Genomic DNA, 17,437 nt, shown 5'->3' with positions numbered 1-17,437 from the left:
TCCATTCAATGAGCATGCTGTTCGGCGGCGCACGCCAGGTCGGCTATGTCGTCCACGACATCGAGAAGGCCATGGCCCACTGGTCACGCACGCTGGGCGTGGGGCCGTGGTTCTACAAGGAAGAAGTCGGCACCACCGAGTTCACCTACTACGGCAAGCCCTCGCGCCTGCCCCGGCTGTCCATTGCGCTGGCCAACTCCGGCGACCTGCAGATCGAACTGATCCAGCAGCGCGACGACGCGCCGTCGCTCTATCTCGATTCGCTGCGCCGCGGCGGCGAAGGCGCCCAGCACCTGGCCTACTGGACCGACGACGGCTTCGACAAGGCCGTGCAGCACCTGCTGTCGATGGGCTACGTCGAGGGCCACAGCGGCCGCATGGGGATGCGTGGTCGCTTCGCCTACTTCGTCCATCCCGACCTGCCCAGTGGCATGTTCGAAATCTCCGAGATGGCCGGCGGCAAGGGCGAGTACTTCCGCGAGATCCGGCGCGCAGCCGAGGGATGGGACGGCAAGGACCCGATTCGCCGCATGGGCGAAAACGCCGCCGCCGCTCCCACGCCATGACGGCGATGGCTCAATCCGTTCAGCAACACGCAGGAGACCCCGTGGACACAGCAACGCTTCAAGCGGCACGTATCCAGACCGTGCGCGATCACATGGCGCTCGAATGCACGCAGGCGTGGGATGCGGTGATCGACACGTTCCAGCATCCTCGCTACGAGATGCACGGAAGCGGCGTGGTATTCGACGGCGAGGAAGAAGTGCGCGGCTATTTCCGCAGCTCGCGCACGCCCTTTCCCGACCTGGCCAACGAGATCATCGCCATCGCCGCCGACGGGGCCACGGTGCTGGTCGAGTTCTGGCTCAGCGGCACGCACCTGGGTCCGCTGCATGCCAATGGCAAGTTGTTCGACGCGACCGGTCGAACGTTCCGCATCCGCATGGCCGCGACCTTCGAGTTCGCCCCGGGCTCCGACAAGATCGTGTGCGAGCGGCCCTACTCCGCCGCCGATGCGAAGCTGCGAGCGCTCGGGTTGACCTGAAGCAGCACGAATTTCGCAAGGTCCTCGCTACTTAAGAAGATAAGGACCAGCGATCGACAACGTGGCTTGTGAGGAACTCATCCTCATCTCGCCTTCCTTGCGCGCAGGTGCCGCGGGGCTTGTCTGCTGCGCAGCGAAGCATGCATCGGCAGCGAGCGACTTGAGCGTCGGCAACTCCGGCGAAAGCGGTCTTTGAATCCCCGCCCGTCCCTGCAGTTCTTGCGAGCCCGTACTGCAGCCCGCAGAGCTTCGTGAGCGTGGCCTACAACCTGGCCGCGATCCTCGAGTACCAGCTCGCGCCCAAGATGTTCCTGGGCGGCTCGATCGGACTGAACAACGCGCAGAACTACCGCCAGCTGACGGGCGGCGTGTACCTTCGCTACGTGTTCGACGGTGCGGGCACGCTGGGCGTGCCGAGCGGCACGACGCTGCGTCCGCTGGTGTCGCCCTACACGCCGCTGCTCTGAGGACGGGTCGGCGCGCGGACCTTCAGTCGTCCGTCGATTGCTCGCGGCCCCACGGCGGCGCGCGCTCGAACTCGGCCACCCAGCACTGCATCTGATCCGCCGGCATCGGCTTCGCGATGCCGTAGCCCTGGGCCAGTGTGCAGCCCATGGCGAGCAAGGCCTCGCCGTGGTGCAGCGTCTCGACGCCTTCGGCCACGGCCGTGCGTCCGAGCGCCTTCAACAGCAGCAGGATGCCCTGCACGATCGCGCGGTCGGCCTCGCTGTCGAGCATGTCGCGGATGAACGACTGGTCGATCTTGACCGACGACACGGGCAGCTGGCGCAGGTACGTGAGCGACGAATAGCCGGTACCGAAATCGTCGATGGCCACCGCCACGCCGAGCGCCTGGCACGCCTCAACGAAGCGGGCCACCGTGGCGAACTGGCTGATGGCCGTGGTCTCGAGGATCTCGAGCTCCAGCGCACCCCGGCCTAGCTTCGGGTACTGTGCCAGTTGCTGCGTGAGCCGGTCGACGAAGTCGTGGCGCATCATGTGCAGCGGACTCACATTGACGCTGACCGACATGCGCAGGCCCACCTCGAGCCAGTCGTACAACTGCCGCAATGCCGTGGCGATGACCCACTCGCCGACCTGCTCGGCCAGCGCGTCGTCCTCCAGCAGGGGCACGAAATGGATCGGCTGCAGCAGGCCGCGCTGCGGATGGTTCCAGCGGATGAGCGCCTCCGCGCCCACCACGATGCCGCGGCGCATGTCGACCTTGGGCTGGTAGCACAGAAAGAACTCGCCCAGCGCCAGCCCCTCCTGGATGCGCTGGCGCTCGCGCACGACCTGCGCATCGGCCTGCGCCTGCGGGGCGTCGAAATAATGCACCTTGCCGTCGGCGGCACGCTTGGCGAAGAAGGCCGCATGCTGGGCATCGCGCAACGCAAGTTCGGGCGCCGGGCCGGTGCTGTCCATCATCCGCGCGCCGAGGCTGGCGCCCAGGTGGGCGGTGCGGCCCCGCCATTGCCAGGGTTCGGCCAGCGCCGCCAGGATGCGCTCCAGCACCTCGTGGCATTGCGAAAACCCCAGTCCGGCGAAGACGGCCGCGAATTCGTCTCCGCCAATGCGCGCCAATAGCGACTCGCGCGGCAGTTGGGCCTTGATGCGACGGGCCGCTTCGACCAGCGCGGCATTGCCGCCCGCCATGCCCAGGCGCTGGTTGAGTTCGCTGAAGCGATCGAGATCGATGTCGCAGACGACAGCAAGGCGCTTGCCCGCGCGCGCCCAGTCCGCGATGAGCGGAGACAGCACCTCGTCCGGAGGAAGGCGCCTCAACGCTTCGTCCGGCGACGAGATGACATGAGCGGACTCGTTCGGCACAGGCTGGTGTTCCGAAAATCAAAAGCTGCTGATGCCCGGATTCAGCCTGCGCGGGCTGACCATGGCAAGGGATTTTTCGCTGGCGGCGTCTATGAACGGGATTCTTTGGTTCTTGCTACAACCAAAGAACTCCTTGCTGGCAAGGCTCGTCGACTGCTGGGGGCCATCGACGAACATATCTCAGGGACTTGTTTACGCAGCGCTCGGTCGCATCGCCGTGCACACGCGATTGCGCCCTCCCATCTTGGCCGCGTACAAGGCCTTGTCGGCGGCCTGGATCAACGTCTTCGGTGGTCCCGAGGTCACTGCGGGGCTGAACGCATCCACACCGGCGCTCAGCGTGACGAAGCCGTCGGGGGTCCCGGCGTGCACGATTTCCAGGTCACGAACCGCGCTGCGGATTCGCTCCGCCAGGACGGCGGCATCGGCCACATCGGTATTGGGCAACAGCACGGCCAGTTCCTCGCCGCCGTACCGGGCAGCAAGATCTCCCGGACGGCGAGATGCGACGCTTGCGATCGTGCGCCCGATCGTCTGCAGGCACTCATCCCCGGCCGTATGACCGTAGATGTCGTTGTACTGCTTGAAGCAATCGACATCGATCAGTATGAGCGCCAGGGTGCTCGCGTTGCGCATGGCTCGGCTGAATTCACTGTCGAGCGCCACGTCGAACTGCCGGCGATTTGCCAACCCCGTGAGACCGTCCTCCATGGCGAGGGTGTTCAAGGTCTTGTTGAGCGTCTCCAGCGCGTCGCGCGCCCGCCGCAGTTCGGCCTCGGACTTGCTTCGCAGTTCCATCTGCTTCACCAGCCGCCATCCCACGAAGCCGACGATCAACGTCAGGAGCGTGACGCCGCCCGTATGCCAGAGCGTTTCCCGCCACCAGGCGGCCAGGATCTCGTCCTTGGAGAGGGCCGCGGCAACGAACAGCGGATAGTTGGAGAGACGCCGGAAGCTGTTCAATCGCGTGACGCCGTCCTGCGCCGATTTGATTTCGGCCGTCCCGGCAGGGCCCTGAGCTACGTACGCCTGGAAGAGGCCCGTTCCCAGCATGTTTCTTCCGACCATGTCGGTGCTGTATGGCCGGCGGGTCATCATCGTTCCGTTCTCGAGGATCAGCGCAACGGCGCCGGCCTGCCCTATGTCGAGGCTGTCGTAGAACTTCAAGAAGAAGTCGATGTCGATCGTCGCAAGCGCCACGCCGGCGAAGCTGCCGTCTGCGTGATTGATGCGCCGGGAAACGGGAACGAGCAGTTTGCCGTTGGTCCGGCTCTTCACCGGAATACCGATGTGCGGTCCACGGTCCTCGTGCTCGCGATGGAAGACGAAATACTCGCGGCTCGCATTGTTCAGATTCTGCGGCGCGATCTGCCGGGAGTTCGCGACCCAGTTTCCGTCCTTGTCATAGATGTGAAGTCCGTCGAGTTGCGGGAGTTCGGTCACCTGCATGCCGAGCACCTTGCGAAGCCGAGCGACGGCTGCCGGCTCCGTGCCGTCGTGTTCGATGCGCTCGACAATGCCGACCAGCGCGGTGTCGGCCTGCTTGATCGTGTCATCCGCCTGCTGCGCCATGGCACGCGCCAGGTTCGATGCCGCAACGCTCATCTGCTGAAGCTGCTCCGCGCGCGAATTCCAGCTGTTCCAGCAGTCGAGCGCCACGAGGGCCAGGCAAACGACGGTCACGAAGGCTGTCGTTCGAAAAGTGATGGAGGGTCGGCGAAACACTGTGTCCTTCCGGAGCAACGGCGACTGATCTGAAGCGCTTGCGCGACTTTGACACATCTCCGGCCGGACCGTCACCTTTCGCCCGGTCGGCTGTGGGGCTCAGACAGCCCGCACGTCGAAGAACGCCTCGTCGATGTCCTCGTCTCAACGACCGCTTCTCGCCGCCTGGCGGCCAACGACGTCGTTTGCTCTGCCGGCCCTGCGACGGGCCTGTCAACGCAACCGGGAGGCCTCCTGGCTAGGTTTAACCCCGCATCGCGCGGAAAAGCATTGACGCAGAATCACTTTTCACCAGGCCCACGTTGCGCAGCAGCGGCGCGCGATCCAGGGGGCAGTTTTCTACACATGGCCGATGGAAGGACCTGATGATGCGAACGAACTATTCCTCTGATCCGACGGCGCGCCGCCTGACCCTTTGCCTGGGCATTGCAGCCCTCGGCTTGGGTGCATTGGTGGGCTCAGTCGCAAGTGCACAGACGACGTGGCCCACCAAATCGGTCACCTTGCTGGTCGGCTTCCCGCCCGGCGGGCAAACCGATTTTGCGGGACGCGTACTGACGAACGGCATGCAAGGCGCGCTCGGCCAACCGGTGCTCATCGACAACAAGGCCGGTGTCAACGGCAATATCGCCTCGGTCGAACTGATGAAGGCGCCGCCGGACGGCCACAAGCTGCTGGTTGGCAATGGCTCGATGACGATCATGCCGCATGTCTACACCAAGCTGGGCATTGTCGATCCGCAGAAGATGACGCCCATCGGCGTCATGCTGCAGTCGCCGCTGGTGCTCGTGGTACCCGCCACCTCCCCCATCAAGACCTATGCGCAGTTCGCAGAGGAAGTGAAGGCCAGGGCCAAAGCGGGCAAAGGCATTGACTACGGCACCGGTGGGCCGGGCTCGCTGATACATGTCACGATGGAGTTGCTGCGCGAACGCCTGGGCAGCCCGGCGATGAACCATGTGCCCTACAAAGGCAGCAGCCCCGCCATGGTCGACCTGATGGCAGGCCGTCTTGACGCCATGTTCGACGCGACCTCCGTCGTCGCCCCCTTTGTCAAGTCGGGACAGTTGCGCCCACTGCTGGTCACGGGGGAGAAGCGGTCCCCGATGCTGCCAAGCGTGCCCACGGCCACGGAAAGCGGCGTCAAGGACTTCACCATCATCTCCTTCATCGGCCTCTATGGACCACCTGGCCTGAGCCCCGACATCGTGAAGAAGGCCAGCAGCGCGATGAATGCGGCCCTGAAGGACCCGACCGTCGTCAAGAGCATTGTGGATCGCGGTGACGAACCCGGTGGCGGCTCACCGGAACAACTCGGCGAGATGACGCGCGCCCAGTACAAGATGTGGGGAGCCGTCGTGAAGGCAAACAACATCACAGCGGATTGATGGCTGTATAGCGCCCGCAGCTGCCGATCGCATGACCGCAGCGCGGCCAGCGACGGCGACCCGGGCTACTTGGGTGCCATGGTGGTGAGCACGGCCAAGCTCATGGCCTCCACACTCGTCTTGATCGAGGGCTCCGGCACCGGTGCGAAGAAAGGCGAGTGATTGAAGGCCAGAGGCTTGCCGCCGGGCTTGAGCGACGCCGCCACATCCTCGGGCGAAAGCACGCCCACGAAGAACATCATCGACGGAACACCGGCATTGACGAACTCGGAAAAGTCCTCGCTCGCGGTGATGGGCCGCACCTGCACCACCTTCGGGTCGCCAAACGCCGTCTTGAGCGCCGCCGCCGTTCGATTGACCACCGCTTCGTCATTGACCACTGCGGCGCCGCCCGGCACGAGCTCGACCACCGGCTCGGGCGCACCGCCCATCATCGCAGCCGCGTTGGCTGTGCGGCGAACGCCGGCCAGCAGCTTCTCACGCACTTCCGGCTGATAGCTGCGGATGGTGCCGCGCAGCACCGCCGCGTCGGGAATGATGTTCCCCACAGTGCCGGCCTGGATGGCGCCGATGGTGATCACGCCGAACTCCGCTGGATCCTTTTCGCGGCTCACAACGGTCTGCACATCGGTGATGAAGCGTGCGGCGATCGCGATCGGGTCGATGGTCTTGTCTGGTGCCGACCCATGACCCCCACGCCCCTTGAAGGTGATCTCGAGCGAGTCCGAATTGGAGCTGATCGCACCCACCTTGTAGCCAATGAATCCATAGGGCGACGGCGAGGTGTGCAGCGCGAACGCGAAGTCGGGTTTGGGAAAACGCTTGAACAGACCGTCGGCGAGCATCGCCTTGGCGCCCGAGACGGTTTCTTCGGCGGGCTGCGCCACGAACATCAGCGTGCCTTTCCACTGGTCTTTCATCGCGAGCAGCGTGCGCGCGGTGCCGACCCAGCTCGCCATGTGGATGTCGTGACCGCAGCTGTGAGCCACGAAAGTTTCGCGGCCGTTCGATTGCGTCTTGGCCTTGCTCGCGTACGGCAGGCCAGTTTTCTCCTCCATGGGCAGCGCATCGAGTTCGGTGCGCACCAGCACCGTCGGCCCTGCACCGTTCTTGTAGATCGCCACGACGCCCGTGCCGCCGATCTTCTCGGTGACGTCGAAACCGAGTTGGCGCATTTCACCAGCCAGCTTCGCGGCCGTGCGCACTTCCTGAAATGCGATCTCCGGATTGGCGTGCAGGTCCTTGTAGAGCGCGTCGAGCGATGGGTACATGCCGTTGACGATGGGCCCGACTTGCTGATGCAGCGACTTCTGTGCGCCGGCGTTCAGCGCCAAGGTCAGCAACGCAACGGCGGACAAAGCGCCGCGAGGAAATGAACAGGAAGACATGAAGAAGACACCCCGTGAAAAGGAAAGAAGACGGACACCCGCCGCACCAGTGTGAACGGCTTCATGCAAGCTTCGAGCCCGGGATTGCCCTCCCCGGCCTTGACGTCATGAGACACGCCGCGGACAGCAAGGTCACGACGACCGTGGTCACGAACTCGCTTGCCGCGACAGAAGAATCACTGGTGTACGTTGCCTACGCACGGCAGCGAACGGCGATGCTGAGGCATCTACAACACCCCTTCTGCGTGCGCAGCAATCAGTGTGTTGCATCGACCGGTTGAATCCGCCAGCGACACCCGACATCCAATGCTGGACTTGCAACCCTCATCAGGAGCGCGCACTGTTCGACCGGTCAAAGCGACTGCAGTCAACAGAAGCTTCCTGCGCGATAGACGCCGCTGGGTACTGCACCGGGAGCCGGAATCAAGCTGGGCCCAGCGACTGCGCTGATCCGTGCTGTCGCTGGTGGTGGACGAAGATTTTCTGTAACTCAGCTTACGCAAACTGCCACATGACGCCCACTGCAAGGAGCGCACTGCCGTGCAAGAAATAGATCACTGCAAGCGTGGCCCAGGACTACCATTCCATCGTTCACGTGCGGTTCGGCACGAGACTGCCGCGGACTGGTTGCTCACTCGTGCAAGGAGAGTCGCGATGGCAAGTCCAATGCATGTCAACAAGCTTCAGACGAAATCCCATGACGAACCGGATGAGGTTCGGGAGCCCGAAAAGACCCGGGTCGAAGTGGTCCGCCTCGAGGGCTACACGCTCGGACGCTTCAAGTTCGAGCCCGGGTGGCGCTGGTCGAAGTGCATCAAGCCGGTCGTGGGCACGGACAGTTGCCAGGTGGCTCACGTCGGGTACGCGGTTTCCGGTCGCATCACCGTGCAAATGAATGACGGCTCGCAGACTGTCATTGAGGAAGGCATGTCGTACACCATTCCGCCGGGTCACGACGCATGGGTCGAAGGCAACGCTCCGTTCGTCGGCTTGGAGATGATGAGCGCAGAGGAATATGCAAAGTCCAAGAGCTGACCCGAGGTGAAAGGCCTCAGGAACAGACTTCTTCGGGATGCTCTAACGCAGGCGTGATCCGTACGGAACAACATACACCAGGGGCGGGTACAAAACCGCCGCCCCAGGGGATTCAGGAGGTTTGTACCCCCTTCTGTACCCCCACTTGGCGCTGGCAGTCACCGGATTTCAGTGTGTGCCTCCGGACACGATTCGCCCGGCCCAATGAAAAAGGGCGTCCGGTAGATGAAACCGGACGCCCTTGGACGTTTTGTTGGTCGGTGTGAAAGGATTCGAACCTTCGACCCCTTGCACCCCATGGAATTATTTTGCGGATTCCACTGGATCCCATCGGACTTCACCGGATAGATAAAGCCTTTTTAAATCAAATACTTACGGTACCTTTCGTTCCTAGAGCATCTGATCAGGTACATTTCAATCCGAATATTTTTAGGGCACGGTTAGGGCACGGAATGGCAAAGCTAACAGTTCGAGCGATAGACACGGCACGGCCCAGGGGCAAGCCGTACAAACTCACGGTTGATACGGGGCTCTACATCCGGGTAGCGCTCGACGGGGAAAAGCGTTGGCTTATCAAGTACGTCGTGGACGGCAAACAGCGCGAAGCACGCCTTCCGAAGCCCTACGGAAACAGCGGCGAAGGATTCATGACGCTAAGTGCCGCGACCGCCGAAAACGCGAGGATTCAGGCACTGGCTCGTGATGGCATCGATTTCCAGGTGCAAGCGGCCGAAGCCAAAGATGCAGCAGCGCTCGAAGCCAAGCGAACGAAGGTGCTGGATGCGAGCGTGCAAGAAATGTTCGACGCTTGGTTGGCCGATGGCGTAACGCGCAAGGATGGCAATTCAGAACTGCGTCGCTCATTCGAGAAGGATGTGCTGCCAAGCATCGGCAGTAAGCGCGTGAAAGACGTGACTGAGCATCATCTTCGCGCCCTGCTCCGGGCGATGGTGCAACGTGGCGTGGCTCGCATGACTACACGCGTCTACAACGATCTGGTCCAGATGTTTTCTTGGGCTGAAAAGCGTCAGCCGTGGCGCACCTTGATGATCGAAGGCAACCCAGCCAATCTGCTCGAAATCGATCGCATCCTGCCGGTCGGTTCAACGGCGAACGCCGAGCGTAGCCGCATCTTTTCGCCTGATGAGATTCGAGAACTGCGCGATATTTTTTCGACGATGGACGCGGTCTACGAATCAGCGCCGGATAAGAGAGCGGCGTCAAAACCACTCAAGACCGAGACAAGAATCGCAATGTGGCTGTGTCTGGCCACCGCCTGTCGCATTGGTGAGTTACTCCAAGCCAAGTGGGAGCATCTTGACCTCAAAACCGGTATGTGGCGGATTCCCGTGGAAAACACCAAAAAGACAAATGGAGAGCAGCAGGATCACATTGTCTACCTGTCCGCCTTTGCAAGCCGGCAATTCAAATCCCTCCACGAGATCACAGGCAAGGATTCGAAGTGGTGCTTTCCGGCCCGCAGCGCAAGCGCGGGCGACCACCATGTGTGCGTCAAATCGACGTCAAAGCAAATTGGGGATCGACAAATGCAGTTCAAGAAGCGGAAGCCACTCAAGAATCGCAAGAATGACAACTCCCTCGTGATCGCCAAAGGGAAGACCGGCGAATGGACACCCCATGATCTCCGCCGCACAGCCGCGACGATGATGCAGGCCTTGGGGGTGTCGCTCGACGTGATCGACAAGTGCCAAAACCACATCATTGCCGGCAGCAAAGTACGGCGTCACTACCTGCACTACGACTATGCCAAGGAAAAGAAGGAGGCTTGGAACAAGCTTGGGCAAAAGATAGAACTGATCCTTTTTGATAGCGCCGTCTCATCCTCCCAAAAGGAGGATGACAAACTTTTCCCAATCTCCGTGCCGAAGAATTGAAGGGCCTCAATGCAGCCCCCTGTACGAGCCCGGCGACATTCTGAGTCATGTTTACTTCTCGGCCGTCGTGGCGCCAGCACTCAGCGCTTTCACGGCGCTCAACCCCGTCTAGGTCGACCTCATCAAAGCGATCTCGCACGAGAGCGACAGCGCCCTGATCCGGACTCTCCGGATCGCCGCGATAGACCATCAATGTCCCTGCCTCGCTCGAACGGATCCAGCGATAGGGTGGGATGTGCCAAAAGGTCTCGAAGTTCTCAATCACCGTGATCTGCTCGCAGGTGAAAGCGCGGCCTGGTCCAACGTCGCCACCAAATTGGGTTCCATCAGGCGTGTACAGACCCTATCCATCGAGCCCGCGGCTTCCGACGTACCGAACGGACATCCAACGCAGAAGCCGCGAAGCATCGACCAACTGTTGCCGCCTCCCTGGCGACCGTCCACTGCAACGGCGTAAGGCCGCCCCAACGCAAGGACCCCAATGCGGATCCGCGCCCCGCGCTTACGTGGAATAGGCGTTACGATCCGTATCAAAGTCCAGCTTGGCGAAACAGCCACCGGCGATCGAGGAGAGCAGATGCGATACATCGTTTTGTCAGACCACGCAGGAGGACAAGCCGCGGAGGCGGCTCGCCCTCGGATGGAGAACTTCATCCGACAGCACGAAGGCTACAAGTCGACGGTTGAAACTCTCAACGATGAAATTCGCGCCCGACGCAAAAAAATTGAGGACGCCAAGGCGGAGAAGCGGTACCTCGACATGGCGGGAGGTTTCATCTATGACATGGTGGCGAGCTTGCCTGAAGTGGGCCCTGCTCCCAGGCTCGACCAGACATCCGACGAGGAGACGCGCTGGCGGGCGGGCCAAGAAGGAGAAATTCGGCTTCTAAATTCGATGAATCGCCTGGGGCAGCTGTCTGACGAATTGACCGTCATTCAAGGATATATAGGCCCCCGCGGCGAAGTGGATTTTGTCGTAGTAGGTCCGTTCGGTGTGCTTGCGGTCGAAGTCAAGAACGTTTCGGGTACGGTGCACGTCATTGGTGACTCGTGGACGCGGACGAGAGGGCGTAACGGGGATCAACATGAGGCACTTCAGGACAGAACGGGTCGAAATCCTGGCCGGCAGCTACGCGAATCAGCGCAACCGCTGCGTCAGCTGCTTCGCATTGCCATGCTGGACTCGGATCGGGTACGCCATGCGGTAGTTTTCAGCAACCCGAATGCGCTGCTTGATGTGTGTGGCGCTTCCTTAGATTTCGTCGGAAGCGTGCCCGCGTTTAGAGACTTCATGCTGGAGTTAGCGGCCGCGAGTCACAAGTATGGCCTGCCGGAGCGCGAGCGACTGGAACGACTCATCGCGCCGCAAGACGTTGAGCCGTCTGCAATACCCGACAGCGTCCCCGACAAGGCCCCGGAGGTCGAACGAATTTCCGTTGAGCCGCTTAGCCCGGGAAAGGCCTTCGTCAAGAACGCGAAGACGGTTGTTCTGGCTACTGGAGCGATCGCTGTTGGCGCTTTTCAAATTATCAGGTCGTTCTCGGACTAGGTCGCGGCACTGCCAGAGATTCCGTGCAGATGAGTTAACTACCCTGCTTCCGTGCCATTCGACGCGAGAAAACCCGGGGGATCGCTTGTAGACGCCGTCGTCTGAGTGATGAGCCAAGACTTCATCTTTCCCTCTCAACCCCTGGGGCGAACCCCAGCAACTGGACCCCAGACGCAGCAGGATCGCAGGACCTCACCAAAAAGAAAATGGCTTAGCCCATCAGCGGCTACTCAGAAAAATGGGAAACGCTTTGGCGGGGCGAATTCCCCTAGGTGAGAGGCATCCTCAGCATTCTTTTTCTCCTGGGCCTTCGCAAAGAAAACGAAGTTCGGGTTGTACGGGTCCTCCTTCGAGCCTTCATCTGCCGACTCGCTCTCGTTGGCCGTAGAGGCAGATGAACCCGATGCCGATGCGCGAGCATCTTGAGTCTGAAGCCGGCTCTTTAGGAGTTGCCCCAACGTTGCAGCGCCAGGAACGGCGCTCATCAGCGATGCACTTGCTCCCGTCGCCGTCTGCATTGGTACGTCAGACCCGGTCGGGGTATGTTCTTCCGCCGTGCCGCTTGCCTCTGCTCGCGCGGCATCCAGCTCTTCCTCCTCGAGCGACCCACTAAATTCCGGAACTTCACCCGGCTTGACCTTGAGCAAGCGGCTCAATGCCAATACGTTGTTGTGCATTGCGCCCAAGAGCTCCTTCTGGCGCTCAGAGAACTGCGCATAGTCCTTCGGAGCATCGGCGACAAAGTCGTCCAACATCTGGCGCAAGCGATGCGAGTGGTCGACCGTCTGGCCGTAGATTCCGGACACCTCGTTGGTGTGCAGCTTGACCTCGCCTTGCGCTTCTAGCAATTGGAGCAAGACAGCGCTTGCATTCTCGATGGTGGCTCTGTTCTTGTATGCCGTGTACCCTAGGCCCGCCGCAACCGAAACACCTGCCACGGCCAGCCCAACCGGCCCGGCCAGCAAGAGCAGTGCGTTGCCCGCTGCCACCCCGCCACCCCCGGCGGTCAATGCCCCCCCACCCAGCCACGCCAAGGCAGCACTGTTGGCCGCCGCGCCGGAGAGGGTCGAGATTGCGGCGCCGGTCGAAGCGGTGCCAAAGGTGGTGGCGACAGCCATTGCAGCTGTCGGAGCAGCTGCTGCCGTTGCAGCGCCCAAGCCGATCCCCACACCCGCACCGCCACCTCCGAGCACAGCCGCCTTACGAATTTCGGCGCTGAAGTGCTCGCTTGAAGCCTTGCTGGCGGCGTCGAACTGCTTCATGCGGATGTGGTAATACTCAAACGTACGGTCGTACTCTTTCGGTCGACTGGCGAGTGAGTTCACGTAAGCCTCGAAGTCACCGATCAGCGCTCGACTGACCTCTGAGCGTTGCTTGAAGAGCTGGTTGCATACTTCAATCAAGCCCTGTTGCGATTCGCCAAGAGATACCTCAGCTTCGGCGACGCGGGTTTTCGCCTCAGCAGCTTCATTGAACTTCAACACGATGCAGTCCCTCTGTAGGTGGTTTTGGTGTCGGCGAGTATGTGCCGACAAGCAGAAGAACGGAATGCCATAGATCAACATTTGTCCATTGAAATGGACACACTCGTCCACTGCACGGTGAATGCCGTATCCGCATCTCGCGTCTATCAGAATCGGCACAGGCAGACAAGGCACGTTTGCACAGCGTGATGGACAGACAGATTTTGCCGCGCACTACGCCCTCCGTAGACTTCTCCCATTCCAACGGGAAGGACGAAGATGCAAGAGGACGGAGAAAATAGCGACCGGCTTTTCGAGAGCGTTTCTCGAAGCTTTACAGACGCGATTCGGCGCGCGATGCGCGTCGCCGCGCAGAACGAGGATGGCGAGCTGACACAGCTCTCACAAACCGATCTCGCCGAGCAATCCAACGTCGGCCGCTCGACGTTGACCAAATACCTACGCACAGTAGCGACCGATCCTGCAGCCAATCCAACCCTTGACGTGATCTGCCGGCTCGCCGACACCTTGGGCATCCCTCCTGCATTTCTCCTGATGCGCCCCAAGGACTGGTCGAGTCTTGCCACAGGAGCCGTGACGTTCGCACAGGCACTCCCTGAGAAAAGATTTGGCGAGCTGATGACCCGGCTTGATGCCGCAGACCCCAAGAACCCGCCGGACGTAGCTGAGGCAGCCATCGACTTCGGGCGAGGTCTCAGCACCATCGAGAACGACTGCAACGCCAATTTGCCGAAAGAGGTTCGTGACTTCCGACGCGCCGCAAAAGCATCCACTGCTGCAGTCGCGGCCTCTATTCCATTCGGATCGAATGGCGTCTCCAAGCGGCACCTTCCGGTGCTGCTGACATTTTGCGCAATCGTAGGCACCTCCACTGCACGGAACTGAAATGAACAACTCGAACAGCACCACCTCTCTTACGGAGATCCTGCGCACAGCAGACCCGGAGGATCTCGACGTACTGGTGGACTACATCACCGATTCCGGGGAGGGTCGCATCTCGCTTGATAGCGCGCACTGCGAGCGCCTTGCAGGAGCCAAGGCCATGGGAAGGTACTCCCACGACGAAAGAGCCCTGATTGAGACTGAGCTCAGGCATTTCGGGGGCAACACCGTCGTCAACCTGGTGCGCGGCGTTCGCGGCCTGTTCGGTGGCGGCGGAGCGAACGGCGTTCCCTATGCCGAAATCGTTCAGGACGTTGCTGATCACCTCAAAGTGAAGGCGAAAAAAGGTGCCAGCACGGAGGAACTGGAAGAGGGAATCCTTACAACCTTGCTCACGGCTTCTTTTGAAAAGTTGTCCACCGATGAACGCGAGAACATGCTGAAGGATCTCGATGTCCCCGATGCAGCAACGATGGCTCGACGCGGCGCGACCGCGATCACTGCAGCTCTGATAGCCGCCTTGCTCAGCCGTACGGTCGCGTACAAGGCCTCTCGCCTGGTGGCCGGCGCCACCGTCCAGGCGTTGCTCGGTCGTGGCTTGATGTTCGGAGCCACCGCGGCACTTGCCCGTCCAGCTGCACTGTTGGTCGGCCCAATCGGCTGGGCGGTCACCGGCGCTTGGGCGCTGGCCGACATGGCAAGCCCCGCCTATCGCGTCACGATGCCTTGTGTCGTGCAGATTGCATACATGCGCAAGAAAGCTCAGCAGGGCTCTTCCGCAATTGAACATCAACCATCCTGAGCCCGCCTCAACCTGAAACCGAAGCACATTCATGCTGATTCCCAGTCCCACCGAGTATCTCAAGACGCACATCATCGCGTTCATCGCTGGCGCAGTCACCGTCATCGCAGCCCATCTTTACGCCAAGGTGGTCAACAAAAGGGATGGCCTGTAGACCGAGCACATGCTCGCTCCCGCATTCATCCCGCGACCGATCAGCGCGTTTTCCGCCCCAATATGAACAACAAACCTGTGCCTCGAATCGACTCACTGCTCGACCAAGCAATGGCTTCGTTGACCGAGATGGCCAACAACAACCGCATGCTGGCCGGTGCCGCCGCAGAGGAGGCGCAGAACCTGCGATTCCAGGAGTCGATGCTCACCATGGATTCCGTTCGCGAGTTCATTGATCGCCCCGGCAACATCCTTGGGTCCCCAGCCACCAAGCATGGCGAAATCGCGGAGGTCGCGGAAGTAGGTGTTCGCCGGTCGTGGGACAGCCTTTTCGGGCGCGCACCCTCGGCCGATCTGCACCCCGATCGCATCGGTCCGATCGACTACATCGTCAATGGTGCCGACGTACAGTCGAAGTTCTACAACGGCGTTCACAACAGCCTGGGCGGCGTTGCAGGCCACTTGGACAAGTACCCCAACTTTCCGGCCGGCAACACCTACTATGCAATCCCGAAGGATCAATTTGAATTGGTCCAGAAGGTGCTAAACGGCGAAGACACAGACCTCAATCAGAAATCCATTGATGCGCTCAAGCGCCTGGTGGAGGAGCTCGAGAGCAAGACAGGCAGGGATTTCAGCGATGTCGTTCGCCCGGCTTCTCTTGACTACAGCGAAGTTCAGCTCGGAAAGATCGACGAAACCCTCGACCATCACCAGGAAAAGATCACCGAGGCCAACGAAAAGGAGGTCGAGGAGATCAGGACCCAGCATCAGGCGTCCCTGCAAGAGGGATTGAAAGCGACGGCAATTGCTGCTGCGGTTGGCGCCGGCGTTTCCTTCGTTGGGACCACCTTTGCCAAGTACCGCGAAGGCAAGAACATCTTCAAAGGTGAGTTCACCGCGCAAGACTGGAAGGACGTTGGGCTCGACACCGCCCAAGGGGCGGTGATTGGCGGTGTGACGGGTGGGGCTCTCTACCTGATGACAAACTGTGCATCGATGTCCGCCCCTATGGCTGGCGCTGTGGTATCCGCGGTCAAAGGGCTCGCACCACTTGTAAAGGGCTACTACGCCGGGGAGATCTCGATGGCGCAGCTTGTCGACAGCGGCTGCTTGGTGTGCTCCGAAGTGGGCATGGTGGCGGCGGCTACCGCCATTGGGCAAGCGGTCATTCCAGTGCCAGTCCTCGGTGCCTTGGTGGGAGCGTTGGCCGGCCAAGTGCTATCGAGCATTCTGTCCCGCGAGGTTGAAGGCAGCGCCAAAGCGATCTCCGAGCGCATGAAGGAATACACAACCACGCTGGGCGAGCATCAGAAGAAGACGCTGCAGCGCCTTGTGGACCAATTCGCGTGCCTCGGGGAGCTCACCATTGCCGCATTTGACCTCGAACTGAATATTGACATCCTCGCCACGAGCACAACGCTCGCCCAAACCTACGGCGTCGAGCCTTCGAAGCTGCTCCGGACTACGATCGAAGTTGATCGCTTCATGTTGGACTGACCCTGAGAGCGCGAACTCTCCCTGGGCTAGCTAGTGCGTGCGAGGTCCGTCTCCATATCAGCGGGTGTCAGACCAATGAGTGAGTGGTGAAGACCCCTAGGGAAGGTCTGATCAAGAGCACGTTTCTTGCATGAATGACTGAACCCTGCAAAGGAGCAAGAGCGATGAGCCAGATCAGTTTTTCGGATGCCGAGCAAGCGGGTAAGAGGAAGAAGACGAGGCGCGAAGTCTTCCTTGCCGAGATGGAACTGGTGGTGCCGTGGAAGGCGCTTCTCAAAGTCATCGAGCCTCACTATCCAGTGGCAGGCCGAGGCCGTCGTCCCTATGAGCAGGTGATGACGGCAGAGCACGGTCGCATTGCCGCGGGATGTCTTGCCCACGCGAGGAGGAAGTTCGACGAACTGCTGCGCGACAACGGGAAGAGCGCGGTTGCCACCGAAGCGCTGCAACGCATCGCCAGGATCTACCGCATCGAGCGGGAGTTGGCCACGCTGACGAACCAGGAACGTCTGGCCCGCAGGACCGCCGTCACGCAGCCGCTATGGGAAGAGCTGCACAAATGGCTGCGACTGGAACGTGCCCGCGTGCACGACGGCAGCGCCACAGCCAAGGGTGAGCGTCCAGTCGGCCCACCTTGATTCCTGTGAAAAGCAAAGGATGCTCTTCTCCACTTAATTCTTGGTGGAGAAATGGACACTACCGTAGCCCTCAGTCAAGGTCGGCGTCGCCGGCGAATTCACAGCGCCGAGTTCAAGGCGCAT

At 61.1% G+C, this 17,437-nt stretch carries 15 protein-coding genes and 1 pseudogene; 12 read left to right on the top strand and 4 right to left on the bottom strand.

Annotated elements, in window-relative coordinates; all coding sequences use genetic code 11:
• Positions 1 to 8: 8 nt before the first annotated feature.
• From AAG801_RS13995 to AAG801_RS13985, 3 genes and pseudogenes are all read left to right on the top strand, one after another.
• Positions 9 to 566, top strand: a complete 558-nt coding sequence (locus AAG801_RS13995; protein ID WP_341888911.1) for a VOC family protein — start codon at positions 9 to 11, stop codon at positions 564 to 566.
• Positions 563 to 1,045: a nuclear transport factor 2 family protein gene (locus AAG801_RS13990; protein ID WP_341888910.1), complete on the top strand. Its 483-nt coding sequence runs from the start codon at positions 563 to 565 to the stop codon at positions 1,043 to 1,045. The genes AAG801_RS13995 and AAG801_RS13990 overlap by 4 nt, the downstream gene beginning before the upstream one ends.
• Before the next feature lie 248 nt (positions 1,046 to 1,293).
• Positions 1,294 to 1,512 (top strand): annotated as a pseudogene (locus AAG801_RS13985) (cellulose synthase subunit BcsC-related outer membrane protein); the annotation flags it as partial.
• Between the two features lie 22 nt (positions 1,513 to 1,534).
• Here AAG801_RS13985 and AAG801_RS13980 read toward each other — a convergent pair.
• Entirely contained in the window at positions 1,535 to 2,806 is a 1,272-nt protein-coding gene (locus AAG801_RS13980) for a bifunctional diguanylate cyclase/phosphodiesterase (protein ID WP_341888909.1), read from the bottom strand.
• Positions 2,807 to 3,067: 261 nt separating this feature from the next.
• Positions 3,068 to 4,600, bottom strand: a complete 1,533-nt coding sequence (locus AAG801_RS13975; RefSeq protein WP_341888908.1) for a sensor domain-containing diguanylate cyclase — start codon at positions 4,598 to 4,600, stop codon at positions 3,068 to 3,070.
• 368 nt (positions 4,601 to 4,968) lie between these two features.
• On the opposite strand from AAG801_RS13975, the gene AAG801_RS13970 reads away from it, so the two are divergent.
• Positions 4,969 to 5,988: a tripartite tricarboxylate transporter substrate binding protein gene (locus AAG801_RS13970; RefSeq protein WP_192192544.1), complete on the top strand. Its 1,020-nt coding sequence runs from the start codon at positions 4,969 to 4,971 to the stop codon at positions 5,986 to 5,988.
• Between the two features lie 65 nt (positions 5,989 to 6,053).
• Here AAG801_RS13970 and AAG801_RS13965 read toward each other — a convergent pair whose 3' ends face one another.
• Positions 6,054 to 7,376, bottom strand: a complete 1,323-nt coding sequence (locus tag AAG801_RS13965) for an amidohydrolase (RefSeq protein ID WP_341888931.1) — start codon at positions 7,374 to 7,376, stop codon at positions 6,054 to 6,056.
• Positions 7,377 to 8,030: 654 nt separating this feature from the next.
• On the opposite strand from AAG801_RS13965, the gene AAG801_RS13960 reads away from it, so the two are divergent.
• From AAG801_RS13960 to AAG801_RS13950, 3 genes are all read left to right on the top strand, one after another.
• The gene (locus AAG801_RS13960; RefSeq protein ID WP_153280721.1) at positions 8,031 to 8,411 is read left to right on the top strand and encodes a cupin domain-containing protein; all 381 of its coding nucleotides are present in this window, start codon (positions 8,031 to 8,033) and stop codon (positions 8,409 to 8,411) included.
• 452 nt (positions 8,412 to 8,863) lie between these two features.
• Positions 8,864 to 10,306, top strand: a complete 1,443-nt coding sequence (locus AAG801_RS13955) for a tyrosine-type recombinase/integrase (RefSeq protein ID WP_341888907.1) — start codon at positions 8,864 to 8,866, stop codon at positions 10,304 to 10,306.
• A 577-nt stretch (positions 10,307 to 10,883) separates the two neighbouring features.
• The gene (locus tag AAG801_RS13950) at positions 10,884 to 11,855 is read left to right on the top strand and encodes a nuclease-related domain-containing protein (protein ID WP_341888906.1); all 972 of its coding nucleotides are present in this window, start codon (positions 10,884 to 10,886) and stop codon (positions 11,853 to 11,855) included.
• A gap of 230 nt (positions 11,856 to 12,085) precedes the next feature.
• On the opposite strand, the gene AAG801_RS13945 is transcribed toward AAG801_RS13950, so the two are convergent.
• The gene (locus AAG801_RS13945) at positions 12,086 to 13,339 is read right to left on the bottom strand and encodes a hypothetical protein (RefSeq protein WP_341888905.1); all 1,254 of its coding nucleotides are present in this window, start codon (positions 13,337 to 13,339) and stop codon (positions 12,086 to 12,088) included.
• Between the two features lie 258 nt (positions 13,340 to 13,597).
• Between AAG801_RS13945 and AAG801_RS13940 the strand changes: the two genes are divergently transcribed.
• The 5 genes from AAG801_RS13940 to AAG801_RS13920 all read left to right on the top strand — a co-directional run bounded on the left by AAG801_RS13940 (position 13,598) and on the right by AAG801_RS13920 (position 17,314).
• Positions 13,598 to 14,224, top strand: a complete 627-nt coding sequence (locus AAG801_RS13940) for a helix-turn-helix domain-containing protein (RefSeq protein ID WP_341888904.1) — start codon at positions 13,598 to 13,600, stop codon at positions 14,222 to 14,224.
• 1 nt (position 14,225) lies between these two features.
• A complete protein-coding gene (locus AAG801_RS13935; protein ID WP_341888903.1) occupies positions 14,226 to 15,023 on the top strand; it encodes a ubiquinol-cytochrome C chaperone family protein in 798 nt (265 codons plus the stop codon).
• A gap of 31 nt (positions 15,024 to 15,054) precedes the next feature.
• On the top strand, positions 15,055 to 15,177 hold the full coding sequence (locus tag AAG801_RS13930; RefSeq protein ID WP_341888902.1) for a hypothetical protein: 123 nt from the start codon (positions 15,055 to 15,057) through the stop codon (positions 15,175 to 15,177).
• 62 nt (positions 15,178 to 15,239) lie between these two features.
• Positions 15,240 to 16,676, top strand: coding sequence for a hypothetical protein (locus AAG801_RS13925; RefSeq protein WP_341888901.1), 1,437 nt, complete (start codon positions 15,240 to 15,242; stop codon positions 16,674 to 16,676).
• A gap of 164 nt (positions 16,677 to 16,840) precedes the next feature.
• Positions 16,841 to 17,314: a transposase gene (locus AAG801_RS13920; protein ID WP_341888900.1), complete on the top strand. Its 474-nt coding sequence runs from the start codon at positions 16,841 to 16,843 to the stop codon at positions 17,312 to 17,314.
• Positions 17,315 to 17,437 lie beyond the last annotated feature (123 nt).

It is taken from the genome of Variovorax sp. YR752 (assembly GCF_943372545.1).
The sequence above is the reverse complement of the archived record's forward strand: the minus strand, read 5'-3'. Positions and strand labels throughout refer to the sequence as shown.

Excerpts from the sequence above, each read along its gene's own strand:
- AAG801_RS13925 (WP_341888901.1), top strand. The coding sequence starts at position 15,240 with ATGAACAACAAACCTGTGCCTCGAATCGACTCACTGCTCGACCAAGCA.
- AAG801_RS13965 (WP_341888931.1), bottom strand. The coding sequence starts at position 7,376 with ATGTCTTCCTGTTCATTTCCTCGCGGCGCTTTGTCCGCCGTTGCGTTG.
- AAG801_RS13935 (WP_341888903.1), top strand. The coding sequence starts at position 14,226 with ATGAACAACTCGAACAGCACCACCTCTCTTACGGAGATCCTGCGCACA.
- AAG801_RS13990 (WP_341888910.1), top strand. The coding sequence starts at position 563 with ATGACGGCGATGGCTCAATCCGTTCAGCAACACGCAGGAGACCCCGTG.
- AAG801_RS13960 (WP_153280721.1), top strand. The coding sequence starts at position 8,031 with ATGGCAAGTCCAATGCATGTCAACAAGCTTCAGACGAAATCCCATGAC.
- AAG801_RS13930 (WP_341888902.1), top strand. The coding sequence starts at position 15,055 with ATGCTGATTCCCAGTCCCACCGAGTATCTCAAGACGCACATCATCGCG.
- AAG801_RS13955 (WP_341888907.1), top strand. The coding sequence starts at position 8,864 with ATGGCAAAGCTAACAGTTCGAGCGATAGACACGGCACGGCCCAGGGGC.
- AAG801_RS13950 (WP_341888906.1), top strand. The coding sequence starts at position 10,884 with ATGCGATACATCGTTTTGTCAGACCACGCAGGAGGACAAGCCGCGGAG.
- AAG801_RS13995 (WP_341888911.1), top strand. The coding sequence starts at position 9 with ATGAGCATGCTGTTCGGCGGCGCACGCCAGGTCGGCTATGTCGTCCAC.
- AAG801_RS13920 (WP_341888900.1), top strand. The coding sequence starts at position 16,841 with ATGAGCCAGATCAGTTTTTCGGATGCCGAGCAAGCGGGTAAGAGGAAG.
- AAG801_RS13940 (WP_341888904.1), top strand. The coding sequence starts at position 13,598 with ATGCAAGAGGACGGAGAAAATAGCGACCGGCTTTTCGAGAGCGTTTCT.
- AAG801_RS13970 (WP_192192544.1), top strand. The coding sequence starts at position 4,969 with ATGCGAACGAACTATTCCTCTGATCCGACGGCGCGCCGCCTGACCCTT.